Source organism: Streptomyces sp. GbtcB7 (assembly GCF_019091445.1).
GTDB classification, from domain to species: domain Bacteria; phylum Actinomycetota; class Actinomycetes; order Streptomycetales; family Streptomycetaceae; genus Streptomyces; species Streptomyces mirabilis.
The window spans coordinates 39,244-60,988 of sequence record NZ_JAGXJM010000050.1; the positions used below are offsets into that span (position 1 = coordinate 39,244).

General features: G+C 68.1%; 21 protein-coding genes and 3 pseudogenes. 11 read left to right on the forward strand and 13 right to left on the reverse strand.

All coding sequences use genetic code 11. The features are described from left to right. The first annotated feature begins 533 nt into the window (after positions 1 to 533). The gene (locus KVT44_RS48265) at positions 534 to 887 is read left to right on the forward strand and encodes a helix-turn-helix domain-containing protein (protein ID WP_217574725.1); all 354 of its coding nucleotides are present in this window, start codon (positions 534 to 536) and stop codon (positions 885 to 887) included. Between the two features lie 165 nt (positions 888 to 1,052). Here the strand turns inward: KVT44_RS48265 and KVT44_RS48270 are convergent, their stop codons facing one another. Further along, positions 1,053 to 1,676: a HEAT repeat domain-containing protein gene (locus tag KVT44_RS48270; RefSeq protein ID WP_217574727.1), complete on the reverse strand. Its 624-nt coding sequence runs from the start codon at positions 1,674 to 1,676 to the stop codon at positions 1,053 to 1,055. 668 nt (positions 1,677 to 2,344) lie between these two features. Then, positions 2,345 to 2,428 (reverse strand): annotated as a pseudogene (locus KVT44_RS59155) (IS5/IS1182 family transposase); the annotation flags it as partial. Between the two features lie 855 nt (positions 2,429 to 3,283). On the opposite strand from KVT44_RS59155, the gene KVT44_RS48285 reads away from it, so the two are divergent. Continuing rightward, positions 3,284 to 4,225, forward strand: a complete 942-nt coding sequence (locus KVT44_RS48285) for a phosphotransferase family protein (protein ID WP_217574728.1) — start codon at positions 3,284 to 3,286, stop codon at positions 4,223 to 4,225. A 910-nt stretch (positions 4,226 to 5,135) separates the two neighbouring features. Here the strand turns inward: KVT44_RS48285 and KVT44_RS48295 are convergent. The 3 genes and pseudogenes from KVT44_RS48295 to KVT44_RS48305 form a co-directional block, all read right to left on the reverse strand. Continuing rightward, positions 5,136 to 6,374 carry a SpoIIE family protein phosphatase gene (locus KVT44_RS48295; RefSeq protein ID WP_190174558.1) on the reverse strand — a complete coding sequence of 413 codons (1,239 nt, stop codon included), beginning with the start codon at positions 6,372 to 6,374 and terminating at the stop codon, positions 5,136 to 5,138. 91 nt (positions 6,375 to 6,465) lie between these two features. Further along, positions 6,466 to 6,611: pseudogene (locus tag KVT44_RS48300) on the reverse strand (transposase); the annotation flags it as partial. A gap of 437 nt (positions 6,612 to 7,048) precedes the next feature. Beyond that, positions 7,049 to 7,342 (reverse strand): cupin domain-containing protein, encoded by a 294-nt coding sequence (locus tag KVT44_RS48305; RefSeq protein WP_254650892.1) that lies wholly within the window; start codon positions 7,340 to 7,342, stop codon positions 7,049 to 7,051. On the opposite strand from KVT44_RS48305, the gene KVT44_RS48310 reads away from it, so the two are divergent. Next, on the forward strand, positions 7,332 to 8,000 hold the full coding sequence (locus KVT44_RS48310; RefSeq protein WP_254650893.1) for a hypothetical protein: 669 nt from the start codon (positions 7,332 to 7,334) through the stop codon (positions 7,998 to 8,000). The genes KVT44_RS48305 and KVT44_RS48310 overlap by 11 nt on opposite strands. Here KVT44_RS48310 and KVT44_RS48315 read toward each other — a convergent pair. Next, positions 7,926 to 8,522 carry a DUF308 domain-containing protein gene (locus KVT44_RS48315; protein WP_217574731.1) on the reverse strand — a complete coding sequence of 199 codons (597 nt, stop codon included), beginning with the start codon at positions 8,520 to 8,522 and terminating at the stop codon, positions 7,926 to 7,928. The genes KVT44_RS48310 and KVT44_RS48315 overlap by 75 nt on opposite strands. A 194-nt stretch (positions 8,523 to 8,716) precedes the next feature. Here KVT44_RS48315 and KVT44_RS48320 point away from each other — a divergent pair, with 194 nt between their 5' ends. Both KVT44_RS48320 and KVT44_RS48325 read left to right on the forward strand, forming a co-directional pair. Then, positions 8,717 to 9,916, forward strand: a complete 1,200-nt coding sequence (locus KVT44_RS48320) for a histidine kinase (protein ID WP_308314326.1) — start codon at positions 8,717 to 8,719, stop codon at positions 9,914 to 9,916. After that, complete coding sequence (locus KVT44_RS48325) at positions 9,916 to 10,575, forward strand: response regulator transcription factor (RefSeq protein WP_217574732.1); 660 nt, start codon at positions 9,916 to 9,918, stop codon at positions 10,573 to 10,575. Before KVT44_RS48320 ends, KVT44_RS48325 begins: the two co-directional genes overlap by 1 nt. Positions 10,576 to 11,040: 465 nt before the next feature. Here the strand turns inward: KVT44_RS48325 and KVT44_RS48330 are convergent, their stop codons facing one another. Both KVT44_RS48330 and KVT44_RS48335 read right to left on the reverse strand, forming a co-directional pair. Then, complete coding sequence (locus tag KVT44_RS48330; protein WP_217574733.1) at positions 11,041 to 11,436, reverse strand: DUF2267 domain-containing protein; 396 nt, start codon at positions 11,434 to 11,436, stop codon at positions 11,041 to 11,043. A gap of 92 nt (positions 11,437 to 11,528) precedes the next feature. Beyond that, entirely contained in the window at positions 11,529 to 11,963 is a 435-nt protein-coding gene (locus tag KVT44_RS48335; RefSeq protein WP_190174564.1) for an Hsp20/alpha crystallin family protein, read from the reverse strand. 125 nt (positions 11,964 to 12,088) lie between these two features. Between KVT44_RS48335 and KVT44_RS48340 the strand changes: the two genes are divergently transcribed. Both KVT44_RS48340 and KVT44_RS48345 read left to right on the forward strand, forming a co-directional pair. Then, positions 12,089 to 12,760: a type III effector protein gene (locus KVT44_RS48340; protein WP_217574734.1), complete on the forward strand. Its 672-nt coding sequence runs from the start codon at positions 12,089 to 12,091 to the stop codon at positions 12,758 to 12,760. Between the two features lie 410 nt (positions 12,761 to 13,170). Further along, a complete protein-coding gene (locus KVT44_RS48345; RefSeq protein ID WP_217574736.1) occupies positions 13,171 to 14,019 on the forward strand; it encodes a GNAT family N-acetyltransferase in 849 nt (282 codons plus the stop codon). Positions 14,020 to 14,206: 187 nt separating this feature from the next. On the opposite strand, the gene KVT44_RS48350 is transcribed toward KVT44_RS48345, so the two are convergent. Then, entirely contained in the window at positions 14,207 to 14,812 is a 606-nt protein-coding gene (locus tag KVT44_RS48350) for a dihydrofolate reductase family protein (protein WP_190174568.1), read from the reverse strand. A 205-nt stretch (positions 14,813 to 15,017) separates the two neighbouring features. Between KVT44_RS48350 and KVT44_RS48355 the strand changes: the two genes are divergently transcribed. Continuing rightward, the gene (locus KVT44_RS48355; protein ID WP_217574738.1) at positions 15,018 to 15,722 is read left to right on the forward strand and encodes a TetR/AcrR family transcriptional regulator; all 705 of its coding nucleotides are present in this window, start codon (positions 15,018 to 15,020) and stop codon (positions 15,720 to 15,722) included. A 141-nt stretch (positions 15,723 to 15,863) separates the two neighbouring features. Here the strand turns inward: KVT44_RS48355 and KVT44_RS48360 are convergent, their stop codons facing one another. Together KVT44_RS48360 and KVT44_RS48365 are read right to left on the reverse strand one after the other, a co-directional pair. Beyond that, the gene (locus KVT44_RS48360) at positions 15,864 to 16,268 is read right to left on the reverse strand and encodes an SsgA family sporulation/cell division regulator (protein ID WP_308314327.1); all 405 of its coding nucleotides are present in this window, start codon (positions 16,266 to 16,268) and stop codon (positions 15,864 to 15,866) included. A 298-nt stretch (positions 16,269 to 16,566) separates the two neighbouring features. Beyond that, the gene (locus KVT44_RS48365; protein ID WP_217574742.1) at positions 16,567 to 16,956 is read right to left on the reverse strand and encodes a hypothetical protein; all 390 of its coding nucleotides are present in this window, start codon (positions 16,954 to 16,956) and stop codon (positions 16,567 to 16,569) included. A gap of 482 nt (positions 16,957 to 17,438) precedes the next feature. On the opposite strand from KVT44_RS48365, the pseudogene KVT44_RS59160 reads away from it, so the two are divergent. The 3 genes and pseudogenes from KVT44_RS59160 to KVT44_RS48380 form a co-directional block, all read left to right on the forward strand. Further along, a pseudogene (locus KVT44_RS59160) lies at positions 17,439 to 17,588 on the forward strand (LysR family transcriptional regulator); the annotation flags it as partial. A gap of 46 nt (positions 17,589 to 17,634) precedes the next feature. Continuing rightward, on the forward strand, positions 17,635 to 18,459 hold the full coding sequence (locus tag KVT44_RS48375; protein ID WP_217574767.1) for an SDR family oxidoreductase: 825 nt from the start codon (positions 17,635 to 17,637) through the stop codon (positions 18,457 to 18,459). Between the two features lie 637 nt (positions 18,460 to 19,096). Next, positions 19,097 to 20,362: a tetratricopeptide repeat protein gene (locus KVT44_RS48380; RefSeq protein ID WP_217574744.1), complete on the forward strand. Its 1,266-nt coding sequence runs from the start codon at positions 19,097 to 19,099 to the stop codon at positions 20,360 to 20,362. Between the two features lie 84 nt (positions 20,363 to 20,446). Here KVT44_RS48380 and KVT44_RS59165 read toward each other — a convergent pair whose 3' ends face one another. Next, positions 20,447 to 20,644 carry a hypothetical protein gene (locus KVT44_RS59165; protein WP_254650894.1) on the reverse strand — a complete coding sequence of 66 codons (198 nt, stop codon included), beginning with the start codon at positions 20,642 to 20,644 and terminating at the stop codon, positions 20,447 to 20,449. A 567-nt stretch (positions 20,645 to 21,211) separates the two neighbouring features. Next, the gene (locus tag KVT44_RS48390; protein ID WP_254650895.1) at positions 21,212 to 21,670 is read right to left on the reverse strand and encodes a helix-turn-helix domain-containing protein; all 459 of its coding nucleotides are present in this window, start codon (positions 21,668 to 21,670) and stop codon (positions 21,212 to 21,214) included. Positions 21,671 to 21,745 lie beyond the last annotated feature (75 nt).

Genomic DNA, 21,745 nt, shown 5'->3' on the forward strand with positions numbered 1-21,745 from the left:
GTCAAGAAACGTGACTGAGATATGTGAATACGCGAAAGGGCCGACCTGTTTCATCGGGCCGACCCTTTCGGTAGTCGTTCCGCGCGCCAACGCGTCCGACTGGAGTTCCCTGGTCAACGGCGGTTGGAGCCAAGCAGACAGGGGCGCCGACGCGGTGAGCGGCGGCGATGTTGGATAATGTCAGCGTGAGCGGCACCGGTGCAAGCAGCCGTGGGACGAAATGAAATTAAAAGGCGTTTGAGAGCCTGCGACCGCTTCCGTCGGTCCCTAAAGGCACTGGTCAGACGTTGATTCATAATGTCTCATGCCGCGATTGACTCGCTTTTTCGGGCGGGACGTAAGTGAATTTTCTTGCAAGGCCCTCCGCCGGATCACACGCAGATGGCAGGATGCTGTGCGATTTAGCGGGAGCGCCAACTGCCGCCAAGTCATTGTCGGTTGGAGCACCAAGTACGGCTACAGCGCAAGGCGAGCCAAGACCAGGCAGGAGCACCACCATGCACAGTCCCCATGAGGGTCACACGGAGCGAGGTGTGACGCCGTGGGTGATCCCGGATTCGGTGAGTCCGCTGGGCGCACTTGCCAAAGCCCTGCGCGACGGACGGAAGATAGCCAACATCTCGTACGTCACGCTCTCGGAACGGACGCAGACCTACAGCGCCGCGACGCTGCAGCGCGCCGCCTCCGGCAGGGTCATACCGAAACGGGAAGTAGCCCGCGCCTTCGCACACGGGTGCACGATGGACATCGACGAGGTCGACAGGCTGTGGCTGGATGCCTACCGCGCCCGCCAGCACGGTCGCGATGTCAGTGCGCAGGCACCTGCACCTCGCCGACGGAGATTGGTGGACGGGTCGATGGTGAGCTCGAGTCGCTCGTGGTTCTGACGTTTCCGGTCAGGGTCGGATTTCCGGCGATCGAGTCACTTTTGGCCGCGCTTCCCGAGGATGCAGTGGAGTGGGAATATGGAAACGTATTTGACGAGCAGGGAGAGCCTCTTGCCTGGTGGGAGGACACAACCTGACTCATGAGGTATCGGAGACGACGGTGATTCAGGGTTGCTCCTTCAGGCCCTGATGCCGGCTTTCCAGGGACGTGGCCGCGGCGTCGGCTACATCCGTCCTGGGGCCTGCCGCACAGGACTCCAGAAACACACGGACTCGGTCACCGGGCCATTCTGTGGCCGCGACCGCGGCCCAGTAACGTAGTCCGTCATACGGATCCAGCGGATCGAGGAAGTCCAGGATGCGGTCGACGGTCCCGGCGTCCAGGACCGCGCGCAATGCGGCGACGGCGCGAAGGGCACCGTCGACAAGCGATGGATCTCCACGATCCAGACACCATTCCAGTGGGGCTGCGAAACCGTCTTGAGGGCTTCGCAGCCGTACGATTGAGTCACCCAGGGCCAGGTACAGCGCGGTGGCGTCCGTGGGTTCCTGGGCTAGTTCAGCCAGGAACCCGATGGCGGGCCGGTAACCGCATGCCCCGAGGGCCATGATCATCTCGTACTGGGTTTCCCAAGTGCGGCGGTCGCCGATTTCGCGTTGGAGCGCGTGCAGCAGCGCCGGACCCGCCGTTTCGTCCGCCAGTTTGCCGAGTCGCTTCGCGGCCGAACGACGTTTCGCCGATGCTCTGTCGCTGAGCTGAATGAGCGCCTTTTCCAAGGTCAGCGCCATCGTCCATCCTCGTGAGGGTCCTCGCCTGCGCGCCAAACGCTAGACGATGTGGAAGACGGCGACCAACTGGCTGTCCTCTGCTGCTCCACCTCCCACCCGGCCCCCATCCGTCCAGCGCTCCCTCCTCCACAGCGTCGGGGTGAAAGCCGAGCGGTTGGCTGAGGTGTTGGAGGCCGCGGAGATCGAGCTGGATCGGCGGGTGATCGCGCGGGAGGAACTGGTCGAGGCCCTGGCCTTGTCCGCCTCCGAGACGACTGCCGTGACCGAGGCGGAGCAGGAAACGGTGCCCTCACCGGTGTCGGGGTCGGTGGTGCCGCCCTGGCGGGACGGGCTGCCAGTGACCGTGCTCGCGCCCGACTACCGGCGGATTCTGGGCGTGTTGGAGGAGCGGCGGTCCGCGAGCAATGGACCGATGAAGGCCAGGGAGATCGCGGTGGAGCTGGGCCTTGGGACGACGCCGGCGAAGGTCGAGGGTGCGTTCCAGGGCCAGGCGCCTGGCAGAACGCGGGTGGCTCCTCCTGGAGGCGTCGGGGATGTTCAGTGCCGGCCGGCGGCCCGTGGCCGTGCCAGACGCCGGCTTATCCGCGTGACCATCGACCACCGGATCGCCGCCTCGCTGCTGGCTGGCAACGTCTCGTCCGGGCGAGACGGCGGGAGTTCATCAATCATGCGAACGTGCGCTCGGCCACCCAGCGTCTGGGGAGCACCACGAACCCTGTCGTGTCGTCGGTGCGCTTGACGATCTCCAAGGTCAGGGCGAGTTTGCCCACGGCAGACCGGTGCCGGGCTTGCCGGGCTTGCGAGCTACAGGAACTCGCTTCGGTAGGTCGAGGCCAACTCGGCGGCGCGGCGGCGGGGCATTGCCGATTGCTGTCAGGCCTACCGCGGTGAGGCGGCTGAGGGCGTCGGTGATGCGGTGCGCGGTCATGAGGGGGCTCCTGAGTCGGGGCGGCCGCTTCTGTTGACGGAGTGGAGCGTGAGCGGCCTGCGTCCCTTGTGTTGCGGGCTGGCGGTGGGACAGCAGTGGGGCGGGAGATTTCTTGGTGAGCACTGTGGTGGGGCGCAGGGTTAGCGGCGCAAGTCCGCAGGCCGGAGGGGACGTTGTCACCGGGATCGGGCCCATTCAAGGCCCGTGAGCTGCAGCCTGCTGCCCTCATTTACTAGGGAGTCGGTTGCCTGCCGGGTGTCTGGGCAGACAGCTGCCCCCGCTACACCCCCGGCCTGTTAGCAGTGCAACCCCCACCACCATGTTCAACGGCACTCAAGATGCCTATGTGGGCGGTGGTTTGAAGGCATGCTGTGTGCCGACGGATACGGACGCATGCCGGTGGGGTCGGGGTGTTCGTTGGCGGCGACACCTTGCCGATGAGGAGGGCATGCGAAGGCCCTCCCGCTGATCTCTTGGCCGAGTCCGGGAGGGCCGTGCGGCGCATGGAGACGCCGGTGCTCACGGTAGAGGCGGACGCGGCCCGGGTCGCAGTGAGCGAGGTGGTCGGCGACTGACAACCTGCTGCTGAAGAAGGCATGCCAGGCGTTCTCCGTCGACGCTCTCCGCACCGCCCATATTTCGCTGGCGACGTCCGCCCCGGCGCATCTACGGTTTCAGCGTGTCTGCTGCCACAGCGCTGCCGTCGGCGATGGCCGAGGAACTCCTGCATCCCGTCCTTCCCGCTGCGTCCGTCGGGGAGATCGTTCTGCGTACTGGCGGGGAGCTGAGCACGATCTTCGAGATCCGGTTCGTCGGGGCGGCCGAGCCGGTCGTAATCAAGGTCTATGACGATCAGTGGCGCTGGAAACAGGAGAAGGAGATCTACGTCTACCAGCTGCTTCAGCAGCACGGTGTCGGGCCGGTGCCTGCCGTGCTGCACCATGGGGACGCCGACAACGCGCTCGGGCGTTGCTACACGGTGATGACGATGCTCAGGGGCCAGCCGTTGTCCGCCGTCAGCCACGCCCTCGACAGGGCATCGCTGCGGGAGATCTACCGCCAGATCGGGGGCTGCATGGCTGCAGTCCACCAGATCCCGCAGGGCGCCTACGGATACCTCACCACGCGGGTTCTGGATCCCGAGCCGACGAACACCGCCTATATGACACGGCAGTTCCACAAGAAGCTCAGTCAGTACGCCGATCACGGGGGCGATGCGGCGCTCGCGACGGCCATCGAAGCGAAGGTCGCTCGGCAGGCTGACCTGTTCGGTGCGTGCCGGCATGCCGTGCTGTGCCACAACGACTTCCACGAGGGCAACGTCCTGGTCGCCGAGGAAGACGGCGGATGGCAGGTCAGCGGCTTCATCGACGTGGAGAACGCGATCGCCGCGGATCCACTGATGGACGTGGCCAAGACCGACTACTACTCCGTCCACGACGACCAGGACAAGCGCGAAGCGCTCTGCGACGGCTACGGCACGCTGCCCGCCGACTGGAGCGAGCGGGTCGGCCTCTACCGCCTCTACCACGCTCTGGAGCTGTGGGACTGGTTCGCCTCCATCGGCAACACGGCGCCGTTGGAGGGCATCACCGGCGACATCCGGCGGATGACGGCCTGATCTTGGGTGCTGCATACAGGTTCTGAACCACCGGCACCTCGCCGAAAAAACGACACCTTGCCGACGACCGCCGCACCTGAGCACCCAACGGTGGGGCGTCGCCGTCAGAGTTCATGGGGATCGTGAACGCCGCCTTCGTCGGCATTTTCAACGTCGGGTAACACACCACCAGCCGGACGGTGCGCAGAAATTTCTTGGTCCTGGGCGTGAGCGGTCTGGCAGGGGTGTTGACCTGCTGTGGTCGGGGTCTGGCAGGCCGTGGTCGGGGGTTGGGCCGGAAAGTGATGTGCCTGGTCGGGGTGCCGAGGTGGGGGCGGTCGTGTCTACGGTGAAAGCCGTTCGGACGCCCTCGCCCGCCCCGTGGGGGACGTCCGTACATCCCCCACGGGCGGCGGGTCCGGCGCCACGGCCGGCACCCACCAGCTGGTCCCGGATCCGCCGCCGTGAGGGCTGGCCACAGCCCCGAGAGCGAGGGAGGTCCCCCCCGTGCGGATCGCGGTTCAGCTGCGCGGTCATCGCCGTACCAGCCCGCGGAGCGCAGCGCGCACTGCGGGTTCCCGGAGCCGGGCCCGCCGGGTGCCTGAGGGGTACCGGGCGGGCCTGCGGCTTGCCGCAAGGTCGTGGGCTTGATCCAGGCAGCACACCGCCAGCAGGAAGTACCTCGTCGACCAGCTCGAACGGCACGACCTGAGCCAGCTCGCCCAGATGACCAGGAGCAAAGCGGCCTCCAGCCACCGTCAACTCGCGAGAGAGAGTCACCAGACCAGGCAGCGGGGCGCCGGGTCCGCGCCGGCCGGGCCGACGCGGCGCTGCACCGCCTGGACGCTGGTCAGGGTCCCCCCGATCTTTGGCGGCGGGATCCGGGCCGTTGGATGGCCGACGAAGGGCAGATCACGCCACTGCACCCCGGTTATAGGCGGATGACGATGAGGGCGATGTCGTCGGCGGCACCCCCAGCGACGTCGAGGCGGGCCAACAGTGCGTCGGCCAGCTGATCAGGGGCGAGGGTGCTGTCCTTGGCCAGGGCTGTGGTCAGCCGTGCCAGGCTGGCGTCGATGTCCTCGTCGCGGCGCTCGATGAGGCCGTCTGTGTACATCACGAGGGTGTCTCCTCGGGTGTAGGACAGGCCGGCCTGGGGGCGGGGGACGTGGTGCGGGCGGGCGCCGAGCGGCGGATCGGTCGCTTGGTTCAGCAGTTCGCAGGTCCCGTCGGAGTGGAGCAGGACGGGGGGTGGGTGTCCGGCGCTGCTGTAGATGATCAGTCTGCTGCGGGTGTCGATGAGTACCTTGACCGCGGTTGCGGCCGTCGCGCCGTCCAGGGAGCGGGCGTACAGGCCGAGGACTTCCAGGGCCTGGGCGGGGCTGGGAAGGGCGCGGATGGTTGCGCTCAGGGCGCTGCGGAGCATGCCCATGACGGCGGCGGCGTGCAGGCCGTGGCCGACGACGTCTCCGACTGCTGCGGCGTAGCGGTCGGGTGGCAGGTCGACGACGTCGTACCAGTCGCCGCACACGTTCAGTGATGTGGTCGCCGGCAGGTAGCGCACGGCGATGTTGCCGGTGTGGTGGTCGAGGTCGGGGGCGGAGAGCATGGCTTCCTGCAGGGCGACGGCGACCTGCCGTTCGCGGGCGTGGGCCTGGCGCAGTTCCTGGTTCAGCCGGTGCAGATCGTGGGCCCGCGCGTACAGCTCGGCTGCCATGCCCTTCTCCCGCTCGGTGAACTCCTCGGTGAGCTGGCGTGCCCGGCGCGAGTGGACGAAGGCGGTGACGTCCTCGGCCCGTTGGACGATCCACTTCACCTCGCCGTCAGGCCCGGGAATCGGGGTGTGGATCTCGGACCACCATCGCTCCTCGAACCAGCCGGGCTGGTGGAGGGCAGGGATGTCGTACCGCTGCAGCACCAAGGTGTCCGGTTTCCCGGTGTCCAGTACCCGGCGCAGTGACGCCTTCAGGTTCTGTTGTGTGTCGTCGGAAGGGGCAGGGTTTTCCGGCAGGGCGTCGAAGAAGTACTTCCCGATCAGCTGGTCTCTGGTCAGGCCGGTGGTCTGCAGGTATGCCGTGTTGACGTAGCGGATCACCAGGTCCGTGTCCAGCATTAGGTACGGGCTTGGTGTGGCGTCGAAGAACGCCGTGAAATCAATGTCCGCTGTCATCACGCGCTCTCCGTAGCATGCGAGCGCGACTGCCTGTACTTCCAATCTACGCGCGATCCAGCGCCCGGCTCCGGAAGGTGCACAGGGGCTCGTCGAGCTCGCCGCAGATCCGGGAGACCTCGCTCTTGGAGATCCCGCTGTCGTGCCGAGGGCCTTGACCAGGTCGTAGACCGCGCAGGTGGACACGCCGCGCACATAGGCCTCCATGATGACGGCGTACAGGGCCTGGTCGATGCGGCTGGGCAGACCGGCGGGGGAGATGGGCGGCACGGCGCGCGGGTCGCCGTGGCGGGCGTGCGCGTGATCGCGATGACCGTCTCGTTCACCGCCATCGCATGCGGGGCACCCGAGCGGGCCGCCCCACGGCCCGTGCCCCGCCAGCAGCCCGCCCCAATAACACAGCACCACTGGGCAGGCGCCGGCTCCCGGGGAAGCTCGCCGACTTCCAGCAGACGGACGGGCCCAAGCCCACCGACGCCGACGCCAAGTTTGGCACGGCACCGCAGCTGTAGCGCGCGGACACCGTGCCCCGGGCCCACCCTTATCGTTCGATTCCTTCGTGCGGCGTGCGGCGTGCGCCGTGCATTGCGGGCACGCGTCTTGGTGGCGGGCGCTGTGTGTTCTGGCAGGGGCAGGGTCCGTGAAGAGTGTTGCCGCCCGCTGCGCGCCCCGGGCTATGACTTCGGGTCGTCGACCTTGAGCTTGTCTCCGGTGTTGGAGACGAAGACGACCAGGAGCTTGGCGGGCTTGGTCCGGCTAGTGTTCTCGGTGAGGACGTGGTGGGCGCCCGGCTGCTCGATCCAGTTCTCGCCCTGGTGGTAGGTGGTCGCGGGCTTGCCGTCGAGCTTGCTGCGCACGGTGCCTTCGAGGACGTAGGCGTAGACGAACGCCTGGCCGTGCCGATGCGGCAGCGCGCTTGCGTTGGGCGGGAAGTCGATGATCACCGAGGTGAACGTCTTGACCGGCATGCCCATCGTGTGGGCGCTGGCCAACCCGAAGATCGGCGAACGCGAAGTCCTGGCCTCGATGCTGGAGACCGACGCCAGCTTGGTCGCCGAACGCGAGGGCATCCTGCTCATCTCGGACAAGGGCTTCGCGGGCAAGGTGTTCGAGCAGGACCTCGCCGGGCAGGGCATCGAGCTACTGCGGCCGTCCCGCAAGCGGGAGAAGGCCCGCTATGGCGAACCCATGCTCAAGAAGGCCCGCCAGCTCATCGAATCTGTCAATGACTCCCTCAAAGGCCGGCTCGACCTGGAACAACACGGCGGCCGGACCTTCGAGGGCGTCGCCATCCGGGTCGCCCAGCGCATCCTCGCGATGACCGCGGCGATCTGGCACAACCGCAGGACCAGTGCCCCGGTCACCCGATCCCTGATTGCGTACGGCCACTGTTCCCCGTTGGCAAGCAGCGCCTTGAGAGCCTTGTACGCGGCGATGGTCTTCTCGAAGCGGTCCGGCGCGGGTCGCAGGATCAGCAGGTCGATCTGCTCGACGCCGAGTTTGCGGAAGTCGCCGCGCCTCCGGGAGAGGCGGTGGCTCCGAGGGCGGTGGTCAACGCTTTTCGCGTCGGCTGCGGATGCTCAGGGCGATGACGGAGACAAGGAACCACAAGGCACCGAAGGCTGAGTATCCGGCGACGGTGGAGAGGCTGCTCGTCGCCGAGGCGGACATGGCAGCGAAGGAGGCACCGGCGAGGACGGACAGTCCGCCGCTGATGACCATGGGCCACTGGGCACCGACGGTGCGTCGGCGCCGGATCGCCACGACGAGCTGGATCGCTCCGGAAAGGAGGGCCCAGATGCCGAACACGAGCAGGGCCGTCCCGATGGTGGAGAAGACGGCGATGATCATCCCGGCGGTGGCGGCGAGGCCGAGAGCCATGTTGGTGGTACCGAGGCGGTCCGTGGAGCCGGTGCCAGCCATGCGACGCTCGAGGAGCGTGGCGATGACGTCCCACAGGAGGTAGATGACGAGCAGCACGGCCGCGATCACTGTGGGCTTGTCCGTCGACACGAGCGAGGCGGAGGTCGTGACGACGAGTGCCACCCAGATCAGGGAGAAGGCGACTCGGATCAGGTAGAGCGATCGGAGCCCGGAGAGCGTCGTCGAGGTCGTGGTCGTGCTCGAAGTCACGGTGGTCTGAGTCATCGGGTGTCCCGTTTTGTGATCGTGATGGTGTGAGACGGTCGCCTCGATGAGGAGTCTCAGCGGCCTCGGGAGGGGCCGTGTACTTCGAACGAAGTAGTTCTGCCATCCACTTCGAATCGAATGAGTTCTGCCGTTCTCATCGCCCGGACCGGGCTCGCCGTCTACTTCATTCGAAGTACACGGTCGCAGCACACGTGGACGAGAATCAGGCCATGGTCAAGGCGCAGAACAATCAGGACGGGCCCGTGGCACCCCTGTGGGTCCGCCGCCCCGAGGCGCTGCACCTCGTCGCCTATTCGGTGGCCGCGCTGGTGTTCACCGGCCAGATCGTGGCAGTGATCCTGCGAGGGTCGGGTTGGCCGACGGCCGTCTCCGTGCTCCTCGCCGGTGGCGGTGTCGCCCTCTCATGGCGGAGACCGTGGGCAGGACTGGTCGTGACGAGCGCGGCGTCCTTCGCCGTCACAGCGGTGGGCCACGACCCCCTGTCGGTGTGGATGATGGCGGTGCTCGTGCTGTTCTCGGTCACCCTCAGGGGGCAGCAGCCGCTGGCCGGAACCGGCATCGTGGCGGCGTTCTTCCTGGGGGCGTTCATGACGCTGGGAGGATTCCGTGGCGGCGCGATCGTGGGAGCCGCCGCACTCTTCTCAGCCATAGCAGGAGGTGCGACAGGGGCCGCGCTGCGCATCCATCGAGAGCACTGGCGCACCCTGGAGGAACGGGCCGAAAGCGCCATCGCCACCCGCGAGATCGAAGCCACCCGACGGGTGACCGAGGAACGACTCCGCATTGCCCGGGACCTCCACGACGTCATCGGCCACCAGGTCGCGATGCTGAGCCTGCATCTCGGTGCCGCGGAGATCGGGCTGCCCGAAGACGCCGAGTCCTCCCGGCAGGCCCTCGTCTCAGCCAGGTCCAGCGCCCGCACCGTCGTCGTCGAAACGCAACGGATCCTCGCGCTCCTCCGCCTCGGAGACGACATCTCCAACGACGAGGCGCTCCGGCCGACCCCGGCGCTCAGCGGCCTGGAAGGCCTTATCGCCTCTTTCGAGAGCATCGGCCTCGACGTCCATCCCTCCATCGACATCCCCGCCGGTTTCGTGGAGCCCAGCGTCGGCGTGACGGTCTACCGGGTCGTTCAGGAAGCACTCACGAATGCCTACCGGCATGGAGAGGGGGCGGCAACGGTGGATGTGCGCGAGCGCGACGGCAGGATTTGCGTCACCGTGGAGAACCGCGTCGGTCACTCACTGCGCGGCTCCGGCTCGGGCAGCGGACTCGGACTCGTGGGGATGCGCGAACGCGTCGAGTCCTCCAGCGGGCGGCTGACGATCGACAGTGACGACGGGCGATTCCGGGTCCATGCGGAGTTCAGCCCCCTGGGAGCCGTGCTCTGATGACGCGGATTCTGATCGTCGACGACCAGGACGAGATAAGGGCCGGCATCAAAGCGATGCTCCGGCTCGACCCAAGTCTCGTTGTTGCGGGTGATCTCTCCGATGGACTCCAGGTCGTCCCCTTCCTCCGGGACCACCCCGTCGACCTGGTCCTGATGGACATCCGGATGCCCGGCATCGACGGTGTCGAAGCCACCCGCCGGATCCGCAAACAGCACCCACCCGAAAAGATGCGGGTGATCGTGCTGACCACTTTTGACCAGGACGACATCGTTCTCGCCGCCCTTCGCGCGGGCGCCAACGGATTCCTGAGCAAGACCGTGAGCCCCGCTGAACTCGTCGCCGGAATCACCGAGGTCGTTGGCGGTGGCGGTGCGCTGTCGGCCGCCGCGACGGCCGCGCTCATCGGTCACATGACCGACAGTCCGCCCCCGGTGATCGACCAGGAACTGCTGCGACGCTTCGACGCTCTGACACCCAGGGAGCGGGACGTGGTCGTTCTCGTCGCGAGCGGTCTCGGCAACGACGAGATCGCGGCCCAGATGTCCGTGTCGCCGTTCACCGTGAAGACGCATGCGGTGCGGGCCATGACGAAGGTCGGCGCACGTGATCGAGCGCAACTCGTCTCGTTCGCCTTCCGGGCCGGCCTCTACCCCTGAGCCTGCCGAGCAGAACCCCGAAACAGGTGGCCGCCGTGGCGATGCCGAGCAGTCCGGCGGGCGGGACGGCGTGGGCACGTACCTGGAAGACCTCGCCGTCGCGCTGCGCGAGCGGCGTGCCCGGACCTGTACCTGCGGAGCAGGGCTTGCCGCCAGGGCAAGCCAGACGAGCTCGGAGTCGGTCAGCAGCGGCGGCCGTCCCATCCACCGGGTCCCTCCGGTCTCGTCGTCGATCTTCACGTACAGCGCGGTCAAGAGGGTGCCCAGGTCTTGCGTCACAACATGATCTTGAGCGTCCTCTCTTCTCTCGCGCACCGGCCCCGACATCGGACTCATTCGTCTAGGCAAGACGCCCCACCAAGCGCTTGCGAACCGCCGAACTCACTCGTTCGGGGAGATGCCAGCAGCGCCATACGCAACAGGGCGGCCGAGCGAAACGGTTGACGACATCCTCATCCGGCTCAGCTAGACGCGCTGGGGGTGGCCGAACAGCAGGTCGTAGCCCGCCGGGAGCTGGAGCAGGACGCGGCCGGTGAGCTCTTCGCCCGCGGCGTCCGCAGCCACGCTGAGCACAGCGCCCACGTCCCACGTCGCGGTCTGTTCAGCGGCTCCCTCGATCCATGCCGCGGTAGCCCGTACGAACCGCTCGGGCGAGAGCGGCTCGTGGGCCTGGAGCGGATTGAGCAGGATCAGTGCCATTTCCTCCGGCAGCCGGGCCGCCAGTTCCGCCCGTACCTCGCCCACCAGGTGCGCGCCCAGCAGTGCCAGCACCGTGCGGGCCGCCCGCTCGGCTTCCTCGGTGCTCTCGTATTTGCCGCGTTCCTTGACCTGGTCCAGGAACGCCTCCCATCGCATGGCCATCGCTGCTCCCTTGCGTGTGCGGCGGCGAGCGGAGGACGGGGGCGGCCGGAAGGGAGGCCGTCTCCCCGTCTCCGGCGCGGCTGGGAGGGGACTCAGCCGCTGATCTCCTTGTGCGCGGAGCCGCCGCCGATGGCGATCTTGCGGGGCTTGGCGCGCTCGGCGATCGGGATACGCAGGGTCAGCACACCCGCGTCGTAGTCCGCCTTGATGTGCTCGGTGTCCAGGGTGTCGGCCAGCATGAGCTGGCGGGAGAAGACGCCCAGAGGCCGCTCGGAGAGCTCCATCTGCACGTCGTCTGCCTTGGTGACGGGCCGCCGCTCGGCTCTGACGGTCAGCATGTTCCGCTCGACGTCGATGTCGATCGCGTCCGCGGAGACGCCGGGCAGGTCGAGGGCGATCACATACTCCTCGCCCTCACGGTAGGCGTCCATCGGCATCGCCGACGGCCGCGACCAGGTGCCGGTCGTGTTCAGGAGCTGCTGGGTGAGCCGGTCAAGCTCACGGAACGGGTCGGTGCGCATCAACATCGTGAAACACCTCCAGTGTCCAGGTTGTCGCCAATGCGTTCATTTGCCCTCGTTGTAACATGTCATCCAAAGGATGACAAGCAGAGTTAGTCGTCGAGATGACGACGCTGCGTGTTGGAGACTCCATGACCGTTGACGATCAGGCAAGCCCCCGCGCCCTCGGTCTCACCCCCACGTCCTTCCTCGCCGCCGCCACGGCGCTGAACACGATCCACGAGGCCCTGCGCACCGCCCGGACATCGCGGGACGGGGAGCGCCCCGGACCCGTCCAGACCGGCTCGGAGCAGGCACTCGCCGCGCTCCTGCTGCTCCGCGAAGCGCGCGATCAGCTCGCCGAGTGGGAACCGGGCCTGATCGAAGAGGCCCGGGAGGCGGGCGCCAGCTGGGCCGACCTCGCCCACCCTCTCGGCGTCTCCAGCCGCCAGGCCGCCGAACGCCGCTACCTGCGCGTACGCCCCGGAAACCCCGGGTCCACGGGCGAGCAGCGGGTACGGGCCACCCGCGACCGCCGCGCCGCCGACCGCACCGTCACCGCCTGGGCCCGGGCCAACGCCGCGGACCTTCGCCGGCTCGCCGGCCAGATCACCGCGCTCACCGACCTCCCAGCCGCCGCCCGTACCCCTCTCGTCGAGCTCACCGCCGCCCTCGCCGACAACGACGCGGCCGCCCTCGTCGGCCCCCTGACGGTCACGCACTCATATCTGGCGGACCACCCCGACCTCGCGGCGCGCGTCGATGGCATCGCCCGCCACACCGACCGGCTCCGCCGACTCAGCGGCGACCAGCGCCGGAACTGAATGTGATCGCCGCGACGTCGGGATCTTCCCACTCGGTCTGCGGCAGACCCTGAGCATTGCGCGGCTGTCGTACGTCGGCGTTGTCACGCGGTGAGAACGAGGAGCTGGACTCGATCAGTGACAGCCTGGTGGAGATGCAGGCCGCCCCGAACCGACCTGGCGGTGGAGCGGTCCGGACCACAACGGGGGATGGGCAGTGCCGGTTTCTGAGCCCCATAGCGTCACATGAAGGCGTCACGGCGTGACGCTTTCTGAGCGCGATTGCCTCTGGCGATAGGCCCGGGTGCGGCACCTCGTTTCTCTGGCACTGCTGCCGTATCTCTATGCGGACGCGTTGGGGGAGGTTGTGTCGGTTCCGGACGGCAATTTTCGGATGCGGCACGCCGCCGCTCCGTGGTGGGATGCGCCGCATGAGGGACCTATCGCTGCGTGCCCGTATCGAGCAGTACTACGCCACTGTGCCGCTGCTGTTCGCCGACGCCGAAACGTTCGGTCCGTTGCGGCTGTTTGTACGAAAGGAGCCAGGAACCCCGTACTACGGCGGTCCGAGTCACGCTCAGCCCACGGCAGAGGGCTCCGCGGTCGTCACCGCCGCCGACATCGCCCGGGTGCGTGCCCGGCAGCGCGAACTCGGCGTGCCGGAAGCCTTCGAGTGGCTCGCTGAGGCAGCGCCGATGCTGCGCGCCCGTATCGAGGCCGTCGGGCTCCCGGTGGAAGAGCGCCCGCTGATGGCCCTCGACCCGCACCGCCCGGTGCTCCCGCAGCCTCTGCCGGACGGCGTCACGATCCGCGCGCTGTCGGCCGAGGACCCGGCGCTGCCCGCAGCCCTCGCCCTTCCCCGCCTGGCTTTCGCCGAGGCGGGCACCGCGGTGGGCTCGGCGGGCCGCGCGGAACTGTCGGCGGCGGCCGAGGAACTGACCGCGGACGGCACGGTCGCAACGATCCGCCCCGCCATCCGCGCCGGGCACAAGACACTCATCGCTGCCCTCGCCCCGGACGGCACCCCGCTCGCCGCCGGCCACTACCACCCGGCGAACGGCACGACCGAGATCGGCGGTGTCGGCACCCTGCCCACCGCTCGCCGCCAGGGTCTTGCCGCCGCTGTCACGGCGGCCCTGGCCACCCACGCCCGCGACCACGGGGTGCATACCGTCTTCCTCGCCTACGCGGAGGACGTCATCGCCCGTATCTACGCCCGTCTGGGCTTCCGCACTGCCGATATCACCCTTCTGATCGCCAACCAACCCGCACGGTCGTAGGCTCGGGACAGTCTCCGCTTCAGGCACAGGCCCGTTGGCTGCTGGGGCAGCGGGCTGCCGCACCGGCTGCAACTCTGGACGCTCTTCCTTCGCAGGTCAGGGCACCGCTCGGCGGCAAGATCGGATGAGGCGGGACAATCCGCATGAACTGTGGATTCGAGGTTCAGAAACCCGGGAGCGTTGACCGCTAGTAGCTGTCGTAGCTGGGCTTACCGTTCGGCCGGTAGACGCCGACGATGGTGCCGCCCTTCGTCGTTGAGACGCTGACGGGCTCCAGCGCAGTGGGGATCGCTCCGTCGGCGAACAGCCGCTTGCCGGTGCCGATGATCACCGGATGGATGGTCAGCCGGTACTCGTCGACGAGGCCGTGCTGCATGAGGGTCTGGGCGAGGTCGCCGCTGCCGACGACGTTGATGTTGCCGCCGTCGGACGCCTTCAGCTTGCGTACGGCATCGACGATGCCGCCCTCCAGCAGCGTGGAGTTCTGCCACTCGACGGACGTCAGGGTCCGGGACGCCACGTACTTGTGCATGCTGTTCATCCGATGGGTGAACGGGTTGTCGGGATCGGCGGTCGGCCAGTACGACGCGAAGATCTCGTACGTCTTGCGGCCGAGCAGCATCGCGTCGGAGTGCTCGTACCAACCGGCGATGGCCGTGCCGACCTCGTCGTCGGCCACCGGTTTCTGCCAGCCGCCGTGCTCGAAGCCGCTCTCAGCGTCCTCGTCCGGACCGCCCGGCGCCTGCATGACGCCGTCCAGCGTCAGGAACGTGCAAACGATGATCTCGCGCATGGTGCGCTCCCTTCGTCGACGGGTAGACGGCACAACCGCCGAAAACTCATCGGCGGAACTTCCGCGGCGCAGGACACTAGCGGCCTGTGCCGGAGTCGCGTCGTCTTCGGCGCGCCCTGCGTGCGTGCTTCTGGACCACGTTCCGTCCGCACCGTGAGCACGATCACAGCCTAATTCGAGGGGCCCCTCATGTTAGTCTTGATGTATGAGTCACCAGCACGTCCTGTCCGCGCCCCAGGCGCCGGCCAAACCGCTGCGCCGCGACGCGCAGCGCAACAGGGACGCGATCGTGGCCGCTGCCCGCACGGCTTTCGCCGAGCAGGGGCTGGACGCTTCTCTGGAGGGTGTTGCCCGCGAGGCGGGTGTCGCGATCGGCACGGTCTACCGGCACTTCCCGCGCCGGCTCGACCTTGTCGAGGAGCTCTTCACCGCGAAGTTCACGGATCTGCTCGCTGCGGCCGAAGAGGCCGCGGCCATGGACGACGCCTGGGAGGGGTTCTGCTCCTACCTGGAAAAGCTCTGTGAACTGCAGGCCTGTGACCGGGCCTTCAACGACCTGGTCTCGGCCCGCCTGCCCGTCCACGCGCTCGGCAGGGGAATGTTCGAGCGCACGGAGGAACGGGTCGCTCAGATCTTCCGGAACGCCCAGGAGCAGGGCGTCTTGCGTGACGACGTCACTCCGGAGGACATCGCTTTTGTGATCTGGTCCCAGGTCGGGATCATCCAGGCCACCCGTGCCGTCGCTCCCAACGCCTGGCGCCGCCACCTGCACCTGCTGCTCGACGCCTTCCGCGCCGAGTGCGCCCACGAGCTGCCCGAACCCCCGCTGACCCCTCAGCAGTTCGCGCAGACCCTCACCACTCTCGAGTGCCCCGAAGAGGAGTGCCGCGAGTGCCGCGAGGAGGCATGAGCCGCGGCTGACGACGTCGGGCAACAGGGCCTACGACGTCGTGCAACGCGGCATACAGCGGGACATGTGGCGGGCCTGGTGCCGCCGTCGGCATCCGGGCCCTCAGTCCCACGGGGGCGTCACCATCCAGGGGGATGGCGTTCAGTTTTCCGTCAGCAGCTGTGCCAGTTCGGCGTCCAGGTCGAACCGGCTGGATTCGGTTCCCGGCGGCACCGTGGACCACGTTTCGCGCAGGAAGGATTCCATGCCCTGCGCGGGGAACTCGAGCAGGGCCGATCCCGCAGGTGAACTGAGAACCATGCGCACCGCATCGCGTCCCGAGTCACTGGTCGGCCACATGCGCACGTCCCCGTGCCCGGTGTGCTCGCTCAGAGCCTGAGCGAGCATGTCGCGACTGAGGAACCACTCGACCGTTCCGCTCTGGTCCAGGGGGTGGAAGACGGCACGCACGGCATAGGGATCATCCGCGTCATACTGCAGTGCTGCAGGTATCGACACCGACAGGTCGTGCGACAAGACGAGCCGCACGGGCAGCTCGTGTGCCACGGTTCTGACCGATCTCACTGTCCCTCACTTCCACGTCCCCGCCCGCCCGGCACTGCGATGGCTCCCCGTGTGCTTCGAGGCGCGGGGGTGGCGGTACCGCCGGCGCGACCGGAAGCGCCGGTGGACGGGAGCAGCCCACGCGGTTCCCGCGTGTTGTCCTTGTTCGCCCGGGGGGCGATTTCACCGGCTCGCGCTCGATGTCGGCTCGGCGAGCGGTCGGTTTGACGAGTCGCAACGGCGCACCCCAAAGCCGCGTCGTTGCGGCCGGTCAAACCGACCGTGCTGGCCTGCGGCCGCATCAGCGCTGGTCCGCGTACCACGCGACCTGGTCGAGGTACCAGCGCTCGGCGCTGACGCGGTACGTCGTCGCCTCGTCCCAGCGGTACCCGTCCCAGACGTACACGTGGCTGCCGTTCCAGCGCTCTTCCCCGTAGTGGCCCTGGCGGTCGTCGTTCGTGTACCAGCCGCGGGGTGTGCCCCAGCTGTCGTCCTGTGCCGCGTGGTGAGCGCTCTGGTATTCGTCCGTGTGGTTGCCGCTGGTGGCGAAGGCGGTGATCGCGGACTGCGTGTGCTCCCCGGGCGTCGAGGTCGTCGCCGCTGACGCCGTGCCGCTGACTCCGAGAAGGGCTCCGCCTGCCAGCGCCGTAGAAGCGACGGCGGTCGAGACGCGCTTGATCCACTTGTTCATGGTCATCTCCTTGTGATGTGCCGCGATTCCGTTGACCGGGCGGCCGTCCTGTCCGTGATCCGGGGAATCCGGATCGGCCGGGTGTCGAACTGTGAGGATCATCCGGAGGGGTCCCTCATGTTCGGCGTTGCCCAGCGTACTCGAGGGGGCCCTCATGTTTGCGGTGAGGCTCATCACAGCGCGTCGGAGGGGGCGACTGGCACGAGCAGGGCGACGGCGGGCGAGGCGGCGGGCGCCTGGCCTGACCTGCAGGAACGGGCATCCGGGACCCGGGGCGCCCGCGCGGCGGCGACCGCTCTGATCGCGGCGGCGACGGGCGTATCCGCCGAGGCATGAGCGGCGCTCGGCGTGAACCACGCGGTGCGCCAGGGCCCGACACTACGGCGATTGGTGCGGTGCTCGTGACGGAGCGAAGCCCAGACCCAGCCGCTCACCGGTCGACCGGTAACCGCCCGCTCTCCCGCCGCTGTTGCCGCAGTGCCGACGGGGGCCTGCTGGAGGACCTGCTCACCGCGGCGGCCACCGAACCCGACGCCGAACCCGTCGCGGTGCGCCTGTGCGGCTGGCGCGAGCACACACGGCTGCTGCGCACCGGCGAGGCCGACGCCGCGCTCATGTTCGCACCCTACGACCCGGACCGTCGCTGAGCTCGTCTCGGCCGGCCACTCGGTCACCGGTCTGGCGCGCTCGGATGCCGCCGCTGCCCGGCTGGAGTCACTGGGGGCCACACCACACCGCGGCTCCCTGGACGACCTCGACAGTCTGTACAGCGGCGCCGCAGCCGCCGACGGCGTCCTGCACATGGCCTACGGCGGCGACTTCTCCGACCTCGACGACATGATGAGGCGCGACCGGACCGCGATTGAGACGCTCGGCCGGCCGTTGGAACACTCGGGCAAGCCGCTCGTCATCACCTCGGGCACCCTGGTCATGCCCGCGGGCCGGGAAACCACCGAGAAGGACGAGCCCGACACGGCCGGGATCGCCGCCTTCCGCATCGCAGGTGAGCGAGCTTGCCTGGGCTTCGCCGCCCGGGACGTGCGCGCGAGCGTGGTCCGCCTCGCTCCCACCGTCCACGGCCCCGAAGACCACGGTTTCATCCCCATGCTCATCGCCACCGCGCGAAAGATTGGCGTGGCGGCATACGTCGGCGACGGCACCAACCGATGGCCTGCCGTACATCGGCTCGACGCGGCGGTCCTGTTCCGCCTCGCATTGGAGAAGGCACCTGCAGGCAGCGTGCTGCACGGAGTGGCCGAAAGTGGCGTCACCCTGAAGAGCATCGCGGAGACGATCGCCCGGGGCCTGGATCTGCCCACGGTCTCGCTGACTCCCGCCGAAGCTGCCACGCACTTCGTGAGCCCGTTCATGGCCATCGCCTACGGCTTCGACGGGCCCGTCTCCAGCGCTCACACTCAGGAGCTGCTCGGCTGGTCTCCCACCCACCCGACACTGCTTGACGACCTGGAGCACGGCGATTACCTGGCCACGTCGGCGTCCTGACATCCTCACACCGATCCGGAACTCCCCGGCTCGGCTGACGAGTGGTGCCGGCCGCAGGTCCAAGACGCGCTGCGGCCGCGATCTCCACCATGGCCAGGCCCGGTACGGCCACGTGCGCGTCATTGAACTGCCTCGTGCCTGGCACGACGTGCCGGCGCCCCCGGAGGTTCTCCCGTGCGAACGGCTTCACCCGACCGGGTATGCAGTTACGCGCGCGTGCTGACGTAGCGCACGGCCGGACCCCACTGCTCCATCACGGGCGCCATGCACCACTGGCACAGCGGATTCTCTGGGGCTACCCGTGTGGCATTGGCGTACGCAAGGAGCGTTCGCACAGCTCAGCGCCGGTACGGATCACTGTAGCGATTGCAACAGGTGTAGCGGGATCGCTGGAACGAGGGATTCACAGCTGCAGCAGCAGCCTGTAGTCGCCGAGCTCAGATGTCAGCGCGTCAGCCGATCACAGGTATGGAATCAGGTGGGGCAGCCTGGCCGCCAAACTCCACGGGGCCGTCAAGCGGGCCCACGCATCCCGATCGTGATGTGTCCGTCTCGTCGGCGGTGCTCACCAAATGCTTTCCGTACGGGGCTTCTGCAGCGCCGGTCATGTCTGGGGCGCAAGCTAGGGTTCGCGACCATGGACAGAGTCGACCTCGAGCACCGCCATCGCACGTACGACGGCTGGATACCGCCCACCGTCGCCGCACTCCTTCACGAGCATGGCCATCATGACGTCCTGCGCCAGGCGGCCACCCACGGTGACTGGTTCTGCGCCCGCCGGCTCGCCGAGACCGCTTCCGAGTCCGGCCCGGACGGACAGGCGACGGCGCTGGCATTGCTGGAGCCGTTCGCGGCCACCGGCTGGTGGCCTGCCGTCGACACCGTCGCCGGGCTGCTCACCGAGTGGGAGCGGCACGACGAGGCCATCGTGCTGCTGCGTCCGCTCGCCGACATGGGGCACCGGTACGCCCAGCGCCACCTGGCACGTCTGCTGGCTCGGCAGGACCACCTCGACCAGGTCGTCGCCCTGCTCGGCCCGCGGGCCGCAGACCTCCTGCTCGCCGAGGAACTGGTGGAGCTCGCCGCGGGCCACGGCCGTGACGCCGAAATTGCTGCACTGCTCCCCGATATCGGGACCGGCCCGACAGACCCATTCGAGTCCTGGAGCTCGGACGCCGCAGACACTGTCCCTCTGCATGCCAGGTTCCTGGAACTCCAAGGCCGGATCGACGAGGCAATCCACCTGCTGGGCAGGCACGTCTGTATCGACGGTGTCGTGTACGCAGACCACGCCGAGCAGCTCGCCCGTCTCCTGGGCCGCCACGGACGTGAGGCCGAGCTGCGCGCGTTTCCGGCTGACGGCGGCGAGGAGTACGCCTTGGCTGCCCTGGCCCAGTTGCTGGAAGAGCAGGACCGGATTCCGGAAGCGGTTGCCCTGCTCGGGCAGTCAGCCGGGACCGGGAATCCTCATGTGGCCTTCGGCCTCGCCGAACTCCTCGCACGTCACGGCCGCCACGACGAGGCGGTCGAAGTGCTGCGCACGGCCGCGGAGACAGCCGGCGGCGACTGCGACTGGCTCATCCACCTGCTCTGCCGCATCCTGGTCGATGTCGGGCGGGCTGACGACGCCCTCACCTGGATCGACGACCACTTCAGCCGCCACGGTGGCGACCACCAGGAGCAGGCGTTCATGAGGGCCGAGATCATGAAGTTGAGCGGCCGTGTCGTGGATGCCGAAGCGGAGCCGGCCGAGTTCGCCAGATCCGACGAGGAACTCCTTCGCTCCGGAACGGTGGCCGGTGCCATCGCACTCGCTGAACGCCTGGTGCGGCGCGGCGAACCGCAGAAGGCCGTCCCTCACCTCCGCGATCGTCTGGACGGGGCGAAGGTAGTGCTCGGGTAGCACCTGCGATGACTGACTTCTTGCCCTGGACCATGGGTATCCAGGATCCTTCCCGCGGTGACTTGGGAGGTGGGCAGGTCGTGATCAGCCGCGTTGGTTGAGAGCACGGGTCAGGTCCCGGTTGGCTGCCCGGGCGGCGTCGAGTTCGGCTTGGCGTTCCTCCAGGGCACAGGCCAGTTCGGCGGTGTGCTGTTCGAGGCAGGTGATACGTGTCTGTAGTTCGGCGACATCGGTCGGGGCGGCCATGCCGGAGGCTCGCCAGGCTTCCTCTCCCAGGGCCATGGACAGACGGGCCTCCAACTGCGTGACCCGTGCGGCCAGGCGGGTGTTGCGTGCGTTGGCGTTGGCGAGGTCGGTCAGAAGGGATGCCCGGGTGGCTCCAGGACCGCCGGTGTTGGAGGCGGCGGGTTCACGGGCGGCCGTGTGGAGGGTGTCGAGTAGATCGCGGTGACGGTATAGGAACGTCCGGTCGACGGCAGCGGAACGGGCGATCGCGGAGGCGGTCAGCGGGGGTTCCGTCGCGTTGGGCGGCGCTGATGGCCGTGGCTACGCGGCTGCGACGGCGGTCGGTGCCGGCGTGGCGGCCTTCTCGGAGCATGCTGGTCACGGCAGGGTCCTCGGGAGTCGGACGGCAGATGTCGCGCCCGGCGGTCTACAAGTACGTCGGGAGCAAAGAAGAGGCGATCTGTACAGCAGCGGGCCCCGCTTTAGGAGCGTGGTGGGGCGAGTTGGGATCTGACCTGGGGGATGCCGACTTCCGCGGCTACTGGCTTCGGCCACCGCCGGCAGCCGCAGTTCCCCGTGAGTCCCCGCCCGATCTGGCGCGGTTGTGGCACGGGACACTTCTAATCAGTGTTCGTCGTAGAGATGGTGAAGTTGTTGAGGACCTGGGGTGGTCAGCTGCTTCGCTCGACCTGTTGCGCTCAGCCGCTCCGCGGCGGACGTTCCGCTGGGTGGCAGCCGCTGTGTGATCCGGTCGAACAAGTCCGTCAGCGGCTCGCCGACGTCCTGACCGAACTCGGTCAGCCCGTAGGTGACTTGGGGCGGCGTCGTCGGCTCGACCTCCCGCCAGACCAGGCCGTCCTGGACCAGCGCGCGCAGTGTCTGAGCGAGCATCTTCTCGCTGATGCCCTGGATGCTGTCACGCAGCTCGTAAAACCGAAGGTCGTTGCTCCGCAAGGAGATCAGCACCCAGATACCCCACCTGCTGGTCACGTGGTCGACCACGTCGCGCGCAGGGCAGTCGGTGTGAAACACCTCATACCGATTGCCCGCCTCGGCCTGCGTCAGCTGCGCGCCTTCCCCCATGTCCGGAGCTTACCTCTGGGTATGTTCTTACGGAAAGTAAGCCCGACTCCTAGCGTCAATTGCCGCAGTGCACAA